At 38.7% G+C, this 14091-nt stretch carries 11 protein-coding genes; 6 read left to right on the top strand and 5 right to left on the bottom strand.

The window, feature by feature from the left end:
• Positions 1–105: 105 nt before the first annotated feature.
• Positions 106–879, top strand: coding sequence for an FKBP-type peptidyl-prolyl cis-trans isomerase (locus U859_RS0114905; protein ID WP_029985798.1), 774 nt, complete (start codon positions 106–108; stop codon positions 877–879).
• Between the two features lie 309 nt (positions 880–1188).
• The gene (locus tag U859_RS32215; protein WP_187592959.1) at positions 1189–1365 is read left to right on the top strand and encodes a hypothetical protein; all 177 of its coding nucleotides are present in this window, start codon (positions 1189–1191) and stop codon (positions 1363–1365) included.
• 193 nt (positions 1366–1558) lie between these two features.
• On the opposite strand, the gene U859_RS0114895 is transcribed toward U859_RS32215, so the two are convergent.
• A complete protein-coding gene (locus U859_RS0114895) occupies positions 1559–1849 on the bottom strand; it encodes a DUF721 domain-containing protein (RefSeq protein ID WP_025144151.1) in 291 nt (96 codons plus the stop codon).
• Positions 1842–2945 (bottom strand): DNA replication/repair protein RecF, encoded by a 1104-nt coding sequence (gene recF, locus U859_RS0114890; protein WP_025144150.1) that lies wholly within the window; start codon positions 2943–2945, stop codon positions 1842–1844. Before recF ends, U859_RS0114895 begins: the two co-directional genes overlap by 8 nt.
• Before the next feature lie 108 nt (positions 2946–3053).
• Between recF and U859_RS0114885 the strand changes: the two genes are divergently transcribed.
• The gene (locus tag U859_RS0114885; protein WP_025144149.1) at positions 3054–3461 is read left to right on the top strand and encodes a hypothetical protein; all 408 of its coding nucleotides are present in this window, start codon (positions 3054–3056) and stop codon (positions 3459–3461) included.
• A gap of 124 nt (positions 3462–3585) precedes the next feature.
• Entirely contained in the window at positions 3586–4251 is a 666-nt protein-coding gene (locus U859_RS0114880) for a tetratricopeptide repeat protein (protein ID WP_025144148.1), read from the top strand.
• Positions 4252–4783: 532 nt separating this feature from the next.
• On the opposite strand, the gene pth is transcribed toward U859_RS0114880, so the two are convergent.
• The 3 genes from pth to U859_RS0114860 form a co-directional block, all read right to left on the bottom strand.
• Positions 4784–5344, bottom strand: coding sequence for an aminoacyl-tRNA hydrolase (pth, locus tag U859_RS0114870; protein WP_025144146.1), 561 nt, complete (start codon positions 5342–5344; stop codon positions 4784–4786).
• Positions 5345–5552: 208 nt separating this feature from the next.
• Entirely contained in the window at positions 5553–6137 is a 585-nt protein-coding gene (locus tag U859_RS0114865; protein WP_025144145.1) for a 50S ribosomal protein L25/general stress protein Ctc, read from the bottom strand.
• Between the two features lie 150 nt (positions 6138–6287).
• Complete coding sequence (locus tag U859_RS0114860; protein WP_025144144.1) at positions 6288–7229, bottom strand: ribose-phosphate pyrophosphokinase; 942 nt, start codon at positions 7227–7229, stop codon at positions 6288–6290.
• Positions 7230–7599: 370 nt separating this feature from the next.
• On the opposite strand from U859_RS0114860, the gene U859_RS0114850 reads away from it, so the two are divergent.
• Both U859_RS0114850 and U859_RS0114845 read left to right on the top strand, forming a co-directional pair.
• Entirely contained in the window at positions 7600–10626 is a 3027-nt protein-coding gene (locus tag U859_RS0114850; protein ID WP_025144143.1) for a DUF2723 domain-containing protein, read from the top strand.
• A 217-nt stretch (positions 10627–10843) separates the two neighbouring features.
• Positions 10844–13891: a DUF2723 domain-containing protein gene (locus tag U859_RS0114845; RefSeq protein WP_025144142.1), complete on the top strand. Its 3048-nt coding sequence runs from the start codon at positions 10844–10846 to the stop codon at positions 13889–13891.
• Positions 13892–14091: the final 200 nt, after the last annotated feature.

The following is a 14091-nucleotide window of genomic DNA, read 5'->3' as shown; positions in this document are numbered from 1 at the left end:
CTGGAGCACAAAACATCTACATAAAACCCCGAATTTTCGGGGTTTTATTGTTTTATCTATTTTGTATCTTTCGGCCTTAAAATAATCAACACTATAAAATAAATAATGAAAAGAATTTTCTTAGCGGTATGTTTATCGGGTATCGCTGTTGCCTCTTACGCACAAACCAAAACAGCAGCTAAAAAACCTGCTGCAAAAAAACCGACCACAGCCACTAAAACATCAACAGTTAAAGCTGCCGGTCTACAATCTACCTTAGATTCTACCAGTTATGCCTTTGGTACCTCTATTGGTGCAGGTTTAAAAACAACCGGTTTATCTACCTTAAACTATGATGTATTATTAAAAGGCTTAAAAGATGCTTTTACGGGCGGTAAGGTCATTTTAACCCAACAACAGGCACAACAATGTATCAACGAGGCATTATCTAAGGCATCATTAGTAAAAAACAAAGCAGAAGCTGAAGCAAATAAAATTAAATACGCACCAACTATGAAAGAAGGACAGGATTTCTTAGATCAGAACAAAAAACGCGCAGGTGTACAAACAACTGCAAGCGGTTTACAATACGAAGTTTTAACCGCCGGAACAGGCGTTAAACCACAGGCTACCGATTCGGTACTGGTTCATTACAAAGGCACATTATTAAGTGGAAAACAATTTGATAGCTCTTACGACAGAGGCGAGCCGATTTCTTTCCCTTTAAACCAGGTAATTAAAGGCTGGACAGAAGGCGTGCAGTTAATGCCTGCTGGTTCTAAATACAAATTCTTTATTCCTTATAACCTGGCTTACGGCGAACGCGGTGCAGGAGCAGACATTCCTCCTTATAGCACTTTGATTTTCGAAGTTGAGCTTTTGAAGGTTAACGGAAAATAAAAACTCTATTCGTCATTTCGAGCGGACCCGATAGCTATCGGGTGCAACGAAGTGGAGAAATCTATCTAGGCAGATCTCTCCATTCCACTGCGTTCCAGTCGAGATGACGATTTTTTTTAGAATAATCCTAAGTCCGTCATTTCGAGCGGAGCCGATAGTTATCGGGTGCAACGAAGTCGAGAAATCTACTGATTCAATCAGATGATAACACCCAACAACCCGAAAAATTTCTTTAGAATCGAGCTAAATTAACCTATTGCTAAAACTTTCTTTAATATTCGATGTTAGCTATTACAAATTAACATAAATATGAAAAAAGCATTCCCTTTAGCACTGATCGCATTTTTATGCACTACCTTAAGTAGTTGTGAACTAGTAGAAGGTATATTTAAAGCCGGCGTTTGGGTAGGCGTACTTGTAGTTGTAGTAGTAGTTGCGCTGGTAATCTGGATTTTGGCAAAGATATTTGGCGGAGGCAGGAGTTAGTCCGAAGTCTACAGTTCTTAGTCGGGAGTCTTAATCCCTATTAAAATATAAGAGATTGTATTATAAAATTAATTAGATTAGAATTTGTCACGTTGAGCTTGTCGAAACGCTTGAGCTAATATTTAGACAAGTCCTTCGACAAGCTCAGGATGACAAACTCTATATTTATGATAAAGCCTCTTTTATTATATAATTATAAAAATACCATTTCGGTAATTACCTGGGTACCGGCATGTTCATTTAATTTCTGGATAATCCCCTGGCGTACCATAATCAGTTCGTTTTTGATTACAGATGATTCTATTCGAAGAAACAGTTTTTTATCGTGGATATAAATCTGTTTGGTACGGTTAGCTATTGCCGTACCCATAATCTCTGGCCAGATGGATAAGATCGAAGTTTCATCAAACTTCCGGCGCAAACGGTATACATCCAGCATTTTGCTGATGGCATCTTTTACGGTAACATCATTGGGTTTACGCATTTTGTATCATTCCGTTATCAACTTCAAACAAAGTTACATCAACTTCTATTTTTTCAAAAATTGATTTTACCCTTTCTTTTCCGGTATCTGTAATAAATATCTGCCCAAAATCATGGTGGGAAACCATTTGCATTAGTTTTTGAACACGGTGATCATCCAGCTTATCAAAAATATCATCCAATAACAGCAAGGGTTTAAATCCTTTGTTTTTGGCGAGGTAAGCATATTGAGCAATTTTTAACGCGATTAAAAATGATTTCTGCTGGCCTTGGGAGCCAAACTTCTTTAAAGGCATACCACTAATTACAAAAGCAAGTTCATCTTTATGAATCCCCGTGGTAGTCCGCTCCAATACCCGGTCTTTTTCAACTGATTTCTTCAACAGTTCTTCAAAAGTAGCATCATTCAATTGCGATTGATAGTTCAGCTCAACAATTTCCTTGTTTTCGGTAAGGTAAGTATAATATTGACTAAACAACGGAATAAACTCATCCATAAAGGCTTTACGGATTGCAAAAATCTTCTTACCCGCAATAACCAATTGCTCATCCAATATTTCGAGCAGTGTTGGATCGTATTTTCGGGTAATCGCAATCTGTTTTAATAAGGCATTACGGTTTAAGAGTATGCGGTTGTAGGTAATCAGCTGATCAAGGTAATGGGCGTCGGTTTGCGAAATCACGTTATCGATAAATTTCCTCCGCTCCTCACTGCCTTCCATAATCAGGTTTACATCATAGGGTGAAACCATTACCACCGGGAAAAGTCCGATGTGATCGGCCAGTTTATCGTATTCCTTTTTATTGCGTTTAAACTGCTTTTTCTGATTACGTTTTACACCACAGGAGATTTTTTCATTTTTTTCATTGCGGTCGAAATCGCCCTGAATCATAAAAACCTCTTCGCTGGTTTTTATCTGCTGACTATCTATAGGGTTAAAGTAACTTTTACATAGACAGAGGTAATGGATGGCATCGAGCATATTGGTTTTGCCCGAACCGTTGTTACCCGTAAAAACGTTTACAGTTTCCGAGAAATGGAGATCTGCATCGCTATAGTTCTTAAAATTTAGAAGGGTAATGTTTTTTAACCACATAAATATGTCACAAATTTACCGTTTTTTAGCCTCTTAACATCCATTGTTTAAAATTAACGTTAATTACATTTAAAAAAATTGTACTTTCATAGCAAGGAAAAAATTTAGATGGTAGCACAAAAAATGTTAGAGGGAAATGTTCTATGGTCGTACGACCACGAACTAACCGATGAAAAAAGTTCAGGCTGGATCAAAAAAATCGCCGGTTTATTTTCGTTCTTAAAACCGCTTCATAGTCATGAAGGTAATATTCTGTTGGCATCAAATGGTCTTTTTATTACCGGCGACGAACAATTAGAACTCCCATTATCCAATATAGAAGAAGTTTATATGGGTTTCGACGACGTTTTTCCTGCATCATCTGCAAAAAACTTCGGATTATTCTGGCAACCAATCAGAATCAGATCGGCCATAAGCCGTTCAGAAAGCCAAACGGTGTACCTGGTAATTAACCACACCGGCATTTTTAGCGACAACCAAACGTGGTTTAATACATTAATTAGCTTACTACGCTAATTGTGATGGCCATTTTATAGTTCTGCATCCCTAAATAACTAATGTTTAATCAAATACTTCAAAATAAAGGTTGATACTTTGATTGAAAAATGTATTTTTGCGTTCTTAAATTTTTTAAACAAACATGTCTACAACAGATAACCAGACAATTCAACCAACTAAAAAAGGTTCATTTTTACAAGAGAATAATAAGAGCTTACTGTTTATAGCAGGTGCTGTAGTTTTATTAGTTTTAATATATCTTTGGTATCAAGGCGTGTATTTAAAAGGTCGCGCTGAAGAAGCCGCTAGCAAAATGTACAAAGCAGAACAATTTGTTGGGGTAGATTCATTATCAAACAGAGCAGTTAAAGGCGAAGGTGGTTATCCAGGCTTAGAGCAAATTGCTAAAGAATACGACAACACTAAATCGGCAAACTTAGCTAACCTTTATTTAGGTGGTATTTACTTACGTAAAGGCGAGTACAAACAAGCTATCGAATCGTTAAGCAAATATAGCGCTACTGGTAGCCCGGTTGCAGATCCATTGGCTTTAGGTTTATTGGGTGATGCTTACAGCGAGTTGAAAGACTACAAACAAGCAGCTACTTACTATAAAAAAGCGGCTGATAAAGCAAGTAAATTTACTTCGCCAATGTTCTTAAAGAAATTAGGATTGGTTAACGAAAGTCAAAATGATTTTAAAGGTGCTGTTGATGCCTATACTAAAGTAAAAACACAATATCCTGAGAGTGCAGAAGCGCAATTAATTGATGCTTATATTGCAAGAGCTCAGGAAAAAGTTAAATAATCATTAACTAACTATATTTTATTAAAAGATCATCGAAAGATGGTCTTTTTTTGTTTAAGGCTCCGTCATCTCGACTGAAGCGCAGCGAAATGGAGAGATCTATATACAGACCTTTCACCTACATGGTGACTTACCAAAAAAATAAAATTCTCACTTTCTTTTTGGAAATCAGAGACAGATGCTTTTAGGGTGGTGCAGCCCCGCTCTCCGTTTTTTCCGATGCGGATTGATCTGGTATGGTAATTTATCGATAAAGCATCGGAATCACTGCGATCGGGTTTAGGTGGCATGGATAGTTATGCTGTTTTGGGTTGCAGGGTGCAGAGAAGTTTTCTTCAAATGGCCTGTGAGGACAAAGACCATGGATTAGCGATTGCTTAAGATTGCTTCCCCGAGAAATCGGGACAGGCTGTCGTTTCTCCTCGCAATTACGATTCCGGCAGCCTGTCAATTGCAAATTGATCCACTGCGGTCCAAATAACGATTTAACTATTCAATTAACCGGTTTAAACAATTAACCAGTTAACCAACCTTATTTATTAAAAGCTGTCATGGTATGCGCTGGCCCAATGGTAACGAAACTTTTAATCAGTTCTACACTTTTATCAATGAGTGCAGGCAATTCCAATTGTTCGTTTTTATCGAATAAACCTAAAACAAAATCTACCTGCCGGCCTTTTGGATAATCGTTACCAATACCGAAGCGGAGGCGCGCATAGTTTTGTCCGCCACAAACCTCCTCTATACTTTTTAAGCCGTTATGCCCTGCGCTGGAGCCTTGTAATTTTAACCTCAACTTACCCAATGGCAACGCAAGATCATCAACAATAACCAGTACATTTTCTGGCGCTATTTTTAATTCCTTCATCCAATAGTTAACCGCTTTACCGCTCAGGTTCATAAAGGTAGTAGGTTTAATTACATGCAGCTTTTTACCTTTAAAACCCACCTCAGCGTAATATGCCAGACGGATATTATCGAAACTACCACCTAAACCTTTAACCAGTTCATCGGCAATATCAAAACCAATATTATGCCGGGTATGTGCATAATCCGGTCCGATATTCCCTAAGCCAACTATAAGATATTTCATGGGGCAAAGATAAAAAAAAGTCCGAAGTCAGGAGTCCGAAGTCGGGAGTTCATACCACGAATTTAATTCATTCATTTTCAAACAGTTTTTAATGAATGGCGGGGCGATTAGCGGATTTAATCTCATATAAATAAAAAAAGCGGTACAAAATTGCTTTTGCACCGCTTTTAAAATCTGTGTAATCACATTAATCTGTGATATCAGTGTACTATTTTTTACCTTTAGCAGCTTCAGTTTCTGCTTGTTTTAATGCTCTAGACATTGCAACAGAAACGATAGTATCTTCAGGAGTGTTAGTGATCACGTATTTTTGACCTTGAAGATCGCGAACACGGAACAAGCTACCAACTTCTAATTTCTCTAAGCTTACTTCTACGTTTTGTGGCATATCAGCTGGTAATGCTTTAACACGTAGTTTACGTAATTTCTGGATTAATTTACCACCCATTTTAACACCTGGAGAAGTTCCTGTTAATTTAACGGGGATCTCCATAACGATTTCTTTCTCGTCGAATAACTGAAGAAAATCGATGTGCATTAATACGTCGGTAAGTGGGTGATATTGAGTATCTTTTACGATAGCTTTGGTTTTAACACCATTAACATCAATTTCCACAAAGTTAACTTCCGGGGTATAAATAACATCTCTTAAATCAGCAATAACTACAGCTAAGTGTTTTTGCTCTTTTCCACCATACAATACCGCCGGAACTTTACCTTCGTAACGAAGTTCCTTGGCATCGCGTTTCCCTACGTTCTCTCTTGGAGAACCGCTAATTGCGATTGTTTTCATTTTTTATTTATTTAATTATTAGTAGTAAGTATCAGGTATCGGTATCAAGACTTTAAGCCTTCAACTTTTTACCTTCAACCTTATTTAAACTCCTTTTTGTTTAGCGCTAAGCGTTCGGCGTTTTAAGCGCTCATCGCAATGCGCTTAACGCTACACCCTAAACAGGTCACTAATCGATCCGTGTTCGTTTACATTGGCAATTGCCCTTGCAAATAAACTTGCTGTGCTTAGCACCCTTATTTTCGAACTTTCCTGTTTTAACGGGATTGTATCGGTAACAATTAACTCAGTTAACACCGAAGTTTCTACTGTTTCAATCGCTTTGCCTGATAATACCGCATGTGTACAAACTGCTCTCACACTTGCCGCACCGTTTTCCATAATCAAGGCCGCAGCTTTTGATAGGGTTCCGGCAGTATCGCAAATATCATCAATCAATACTACATCCTGTCCGGTAACATCCCCAATAATCGACATTGATTCGATTTCGTTGGCACGTTTACGGCGTTTATCGCAAATAATTACTTCTGCGTTAAAAAACTTGGCAAAAGTACGTGCCCTGTACGAGCCGCCCATATCAGGCGATGCAATGGTCAAGTTTTTTAAGCCTAAGCTTTTGATATAAGGAACAAAGATTACCGATCCATCTAAGTGATCAACCGGAATATCGAAGAAACCCTGTATCTGTGCAGCATGTAAATCCATCGTCATAATGCGGTGGATACCTGCCGACTTTAATAAATTAGCCACCAATTTGGCACCGATTGCTACACGCGGTTTGTCTTTCCTGTCCTGACGGGCTAAACCATAATAGGGAACAACTGCTGTAATGTAATGTGCAGATGCTCTTTTAGCGGCATCAACCATTAGCAAAAGTTCCATTAAGTTATCGCTTGGCTGATAAGTAGACTGGATTAGAAAAACATCACTACCACGAATTGACTCATCAAAGGAAGGCTGAAACTCTCCATCACTGAATTTGTGAATGGTTACGTTACCAAGTGGTTTGCCGTAATGTTCGGCAATCTTCAGTGATAATCCCTTAGAACCTGTTCCGGAAAAAAGCTTTACCGGGTTAAACTGCAATGGCATGGGTTCGCGTAGTTTACGGTTAAAAAAAATCGGATCATGTCTGTTTAAAACATGATCCGACGTTAAATTTTCGTTGTCCGACCTGGATTCGAACCAAGACAAACGGTACCAAAAACCGTTGTACTACCCTTATACTATCGGACAAAAATTCTCAAGGATATTCTCCTCGAAAGGGAATGCAAATGTAGGAACCTTATTTTAAATATGCAAGAGTGATTTTAAAATATTTTTAATTTCTTTCCTGCTGTTCTTTGTTTGCGATGCAAAGATAAAAAAATGATCATATCTGATGCAACATTTTATTTTTTTCTACGACTTTTTTTACTGCGAACCACTTAAATCATTTATTATCAAAGACTAAATTTTTACTATGAATTACTCAAGGATCAACACCATTGGAGGCTGGCTCTGTTTTACCGTTGCCGCACTCACGTACATTTTAACTTTAGATCAATCTGTAAGTTTCTGGGACTGTGGCGAATTCATCTCTTCGGCCTTCCGAATGGAGGTAGTGCACCAGCCTGGCGCTCCCATTGTCTCTATGATCCAAAGATTATTCTCTGCCCTGGCTTTTGGCGATAAAACCAAGGTAGCTTACTTTATCAATATTGCTTCGGCACTTGCAAGCGCAGGAACCATTTTATTTTTATTCTGGACAATTACCGCTTTGGCTAAGAAAACCGTGATTAAAAAAGGTGAAGAAATCAGCAAACAGCAAATCATTGGCATTATGGGTGCCGGTTTGGTTGGCGCTTTGGCTTATGCTTTTTCTGACAGTTTCTGGTTTTCGGCGGTAGAGGCTGAGGTTTACGCCATGTCGTCGCTTTGCAGTGCGATTGTATTTTGGGGTATTTTAAAATGGGAATCACAGGCTGATGAACCAAAAGCAGACCGTTGGTTACTTTTTGTAGCCTATATTATGGGGCTTTCTATCGGTGTGCATATTTTAAACCTGCTTACTATTCCTGCATTAATATTTGTTTATTATTTTAAAAAGAATCCATCGCCAAGCTGGCAAGGTATTCTAAAAATATTTTTTGTTTCCATTGCAACTTTGGCTGTGGTTCAATTTGGCATCATCCAATATGTGGTATCGCTTGCGGCAAGCTTCGATTACTTTTTTGTAAATACCATGAACCTTGGCTTTGGTTCGGGAATATTATTTTTTGCTGTTTTATTAATCGGAGGCTTAGTTTATGGCATCCGTTATTCCATCCTTAAAAACAAAAGGGCTTTAAACCTAATCCTGTTATTTACCGTACTGCTTTTATTTGGATACAGTTCTTTTTCGTTGTTGGTTATCAGGGCGCAGGCCAAACCTAACCTGAATAATTATAATGTGGATAATGTATTCTCACTTTCGAGGTACCTGGGCCGCGACCAATATGGCGACAGGCCTTTACTTTATGGGGAGAATTACAATTCAGAAAAAATCGATATTAAAGAAACAGGCAAAATATTTCGCAAAGGCGATAAAAAATATGAATCGGCGGGAACAAAATCGGCTTATGTTTTTGCTGATCAAACTTTAATGCCGCGGATGTACAGCGATAAACCTGAGCATGTACGCTTTTATAAAAATTATATGGGTTTTGATGATGCACATAAACCTACGCTTATCGATAATTTAAAGTACCTGTTCTCTTTTCAGACCGGGCAGATGTACATGCGTTATTTTATGTGGAATTTTGTGGGCAGGCAGGATAACGAAGATGGACAATTTGGAGGTAAAGACGGCAATTGGCTTAGCGGTATTAAACCAGTAGATGCCATCAGGCTTGGCAGTCAAAAAAATCTGCCACCATCCATTGTAGAGAACAAAGCGTACAACAGGTTTTTCTTTTTGCCTTTAATTATCGGCCTGATCGGTGCAGTTTGGCACTTTAAACGTAACCAAAAAGACGCTGGCATTATCGGTTTATTATTCGTTTTTACCGGAATTGCGATTGTTGTTTACTTAAATTCTGTGCCGATTGAACCCCGCGAAAGGGATTATGCCTATGTAGGCTCATTTTATGCCTTCGCCATCTGGATAGGATTAGGGGTATTTGGACTGAAGGACTGGGTATTTAAAAAATTAACGCCAGCACGTGCCAGTATTTTTGCTTCGGTTATTGCTTTGTTTGGTGCGCCCGTTATTATGGCCAACCAGGGCTGGGATGATCACGACCGTTCTGATAGTCATGTAGCCAGGGATATGTCGGTCAATTACCTTAAATCATGTGCGCCCAACGCTATCTTGTTTACTTACGGCGATAACGATACCTACCCTGTTTGGTATGCGCAGGAAGTAGAAAATGTACGTCCGGATGTGCGGGTGGTAAATCTGAGTTTATTTACAGCAGATTGGTATATTGATGGGATGCGGAGAAAGCAAAATGAATCAGCACCACTTCCCATCACCTTAAAACCTGAGCAATATGTGGAGGGCACAAGGGACATTATGTATTATCAGGATTATAAAGTTGCTCAGCATATCGAGTTACAGCAAATTTTAGATATCCTTCTCTCCGATCACGATGAAGATAAGGTAACCATGAACGATGGCTCGAAATACAATGTATTACCTACAAAGAATCTGAAACTTGCGGTAAATCCGCAACAGGTTTTAGATACGGGTACGGTACCCAAAGAAGATGCGGGTAAAATTGCTAATAGTATGGAATGGACCTTTAACCAAAATTACGTAACCAAAGGAACCCTTGCTTTATTCGATATTTTAGCACACAACAACTGGGAACGACCCATTTATTTTACCGGAGCCATGCCCGATGAGCAATATGTGGGACTGAACAAATACCTCTATTCGGAAGGATTGAACAAAAGGCTGCTTCCATTAAAACCCGATACGGCTATTACCGAAGACTATGATAGAATCAATATTAAACCATTGTATAATAACCTGATGAATGTTTATGGATTTGGTAACATTAAAAATGCCAATCATTTAGACAGGCAATCTGCCGATGATGTAACCATGTTATCGAATATGTTTAACGGTTTATTAAACAGCATGATCAACGAAGGTAAAATTGCGGAGAGCAAAAAAGTAGCAGATAAGTTTGTTGCGGTAATCCCAGCTAAATTTTACAGTATGCGACAGGTAATGAGCACCTATTATTTTACCGAAAGCCTTTACCGCTTAAACGAACTGAACCGCGCCAATGCAATGATTAAAAAAACAGCCGATTATGTTGGCAAAGAACTCACCCACCTTGCCGATGTTTCGGAAAGTAAAAACCAGTTGGCAGCCGAGCAGAACGTGCGTTTCTACCTTGGTTATTTAGGTCAAATGGCAAAATTAACCGGAGTATTTAAGCAAACTGAGCTGAGCAAAAGCCTCGAAAAACAATATAATGACCTGTTTGCCCGTTTCGCACCTTATGCAGCAGGCTAAGCCTAAAACATTCTAAATTTTAACCCATGAGCAGATTTTAAGATTTCTGCTTATGGGTTTTTACTTTCTAAATAGCTTTAAATCCTTTATGTTAACAGGCTTAGGCCGTTAAAAATTGTTAAATCAATCCAAAAATTTACCTGTTTTATCGACTAGAATAGTTAATTTCGGCAGCATTTTTATGTGAAAACAATTTTTAATATCATTAAACAAACCAATGAATTATTCAAAAGTTAATAATATAGTAGGCTGGATCTGCTTTTTAATTGCTACAATAACTTACGTTTTAACCTTAGAGCCTTCTGCAAGTTTTTGGGACTGTGGCGAATTTATCGCATCGGCATTCAGGATGCAGGTTGTTCACCAGCCAGGTGCACCTTTATTCTTAATGATCCAGCGTTTCTTCTCTATCTTCGCAACCGGAGATTTAACCAGAATTGCTTACTGGATGAACGTAGGTTCGGCCGTATCAAGCGGGGCAACTATCTTATTCTTATTTTGGACAATCACTGCATTGGCTAAAAAAACAATATTAAAAGCTGGCGAGGAACTAACTACCGGTAAATTAATCAGTATTATGGGTGCAGGTGCCGTTGGTGCGCTGGCTTATACTTTCTCTGATAGTTTCTGGTTTTCGGCTGTTGAATCAGAGGTTTATGCGCAATCGTCGTTATTTACCGCAATTGTTTTCTGGGCCATCCTTAAATGGGAAGCACATGCTGATGAGCCACGGGCCGATCGCTGGCTATTGTTTATTGCCTATATCATGGGTTTATCAATCGGTATCCACTTATTAAACTTATTAACCATCCCGGCACTTGCTTTTATCTATTATTTTAAAAGAACAGATAAAGCAACCACAGCGGGTATTTTCAAAACCCTTATTGTGGGTATCCTGATCCTGGCGGTAATCCAATATGGTATTATCCAATATTTGGTTTCATTCGGTGCTTATTTTGATCTTTTCTTTGTAAACACCTTAGGTCTTGGTTTTGGAACCGGCGTTTTATTCTTCGCTATTTTATTAATCGGTGCCCTGGTTTGGGGGATCCGTTATTCCATCAAACACCAAAAGAAATTATTAAACTTAGGTTTACTTTCTGTTGTATTGATCATTTTCGGTTATGCCTCATTCTCGATGATCATCATCAGGGCCAAAGCTGATCCAAACTTAAATAACAGTGCTCCTAAAGATGCCTTCTCTTTCTTAAGTTACCTCAACCGTGAACAATATGGCGATAGGCCACTAGGTTACGGTCCTAATTACAACTCAGAAAGAACAGGTGTAACCGAAGGAAAAACCATCTGGAGAAAAGGTAAAGACAAATATGAAGTAGCAGGTAAAAAAACCGACTATGAGTATAACAACAATACTTTGTTGCCACGTATGTACAGTGATGATGCTAGACATGCGAGTTTTTACAAAGAATGGATGCATTTAGATGATTCAAAAAATCCTAACCTGGTTGATAATGTTGGCTTTTTGGCCAGTTACCAGATCGGTTACATGTATATGCGTTATTTCTTCTGGAACTTTGTTGGCCGTCAGAATGACGAACAAGGTCAGGGAAGTGGTTTTGAAGGCGAATGGATTAGCGGTATTAAACCGATTGACGCCATGTTGAGAGGCGATCAAAGTCATTTACCGCCATCAACTATAGACAATAAAGCCTATAACCGTTTCTTCTTCTTACCTTTAATAATGGGGATTATCGGTGCGCTTTGGCATTTTAAACGCAACCAGAAAGATGCTGGTGTAGTAGCTTTATTATTCTTCTTTACCGGTATCGCCATTGTATTGTATTTAAATCAAAAACCATTAGAACCTCGTGAAAGGGATTACGCTTATGTAGGATCATTTTATGCCTTTGCGATATGGATAGGCCTCGGGGCACTCGCCATTAAAGAATGGCTATTTAAAAAATTAACCCCAACCACAGGCGCCATTGGTGCAACGGTTATCGGTTTATTGGCTGCTCCGGTAATTATGGCCGAGCAAGGCTGGGATGACCACGACCGCTCGACCAAGTTGGTTCCACATGATATTGCATTGGATTACCTGCAATCGTGCGCGCCAAACGCCATCTTATTTACTTATGGCGATAATGATACCTACCCACTTTGGTACATCCAGGAGGTAGAAAATGTGCGTCCGGATGTGCGTATTGTAAACTTAAGTTTATTCGATACAGATTGGTACATTAATGGTTTAAGACAAAAACAAAATGAATCGGCACCATTGCCAATCACGATGAAACCTGAGCAATATGTACAGGGCGAAAGAGATGTAATGCCGTACGATGATTATAAAATTGCGGGTAGTATTGAGCTTAAAAATGTAGTTGATTTATTACTATCAAACGATGAGAGTGATAAAGTACCGATGCAGGATGGCACAAAATCTAACTTCCTGCCAACCAAAAACCTTAAAATTACGGTAGATCCGCAACAAGTGGTAAGTACCGGAACGGTTCCGGCAGCTGATGCTTCGAAAATAGCAACAGAAATGGATTGGAAGTTTAACAAAGGTTATGTAACCAAAGGCACATTAGCCATGTTCGATATTCTTGCACACAATAACTGGAAACGTCCTATTTATTTTGCTTCTACCGTACCTTCTGAGCAATACAATGGTTTAGACAAGTATTTATATAGCGAAGGTTTAGCTTTACGTTTATTGCCGCTAAAAGCTGATACAACAGCATCAGAAGATAAACCAGAGCAGTTGAACACCCCTGCAATGTACAACAACGTGATGACTAAATTTAAGTGGGGCAATATGAAAACCGCTAAATATTTAGATCCACAATCATCAGATGATACTTTTATTTTCACTAACATTTTCAGCAGCTTAACCGGCAGCCTGATTAAAGATGGTAAAATTGATGAAGCTAAAAAAGTTGTAGATAAATATTTTGCGGTAATGCCAACTGATAAATTCTTTGGCATCCGTACCGTTGTAGTGAAGTTCTACATGGCCGAAAACTTATATAAATTGGGCGAAACGGCGAGAGCGAATGATATTATGGATAAATCCGGAGATTATATCAATAAAGAACTTACCTACCTTGCCGATATTTCACAATCAAAAGGTTTAACCGGATCTCAGAATATTCAAACAGGCTTATACTATTTAGACAGAATGATCAAAACGAGTAAAGCAGCTGGTCAGGATAAGTTGAGCGATAAGCTTCAGAAAACATTCAATGCTTTAGAGAGCCGTCTTTCGGCTTTCTTCCCGCAACAGCAAGGTCCGCAGCAATAAGCGGATTTTGAAAATAGATTGTAAAGCAGCTACATTAATTTGTAGCTGCTTTTTTGTTTATCTACCAAATTCTATTTAGATAAGTCGTCATTCCCAACTTGATTGGGAATCTTAACACCTAGCATATGCACTAAGATTCCCGCCTGCGCGGGAATGACGTTCGCCAAATAAAATTAAGATAAGAACTTTAAGATTTTAAT

Source organism: Pedobacter jeongneungensis (assembly GCF_000633455.1).
Classification (GTDB): Bacteria; Bacteroidota; Bacteroidia; order Sphingobacteriales; family Sphingobacteriaceae; genus Pedobacter; species Pedobacter jeongneungensis_A.
This window is presented reverse-complemented; position numbering and strand designations above follow the sequence as displayed.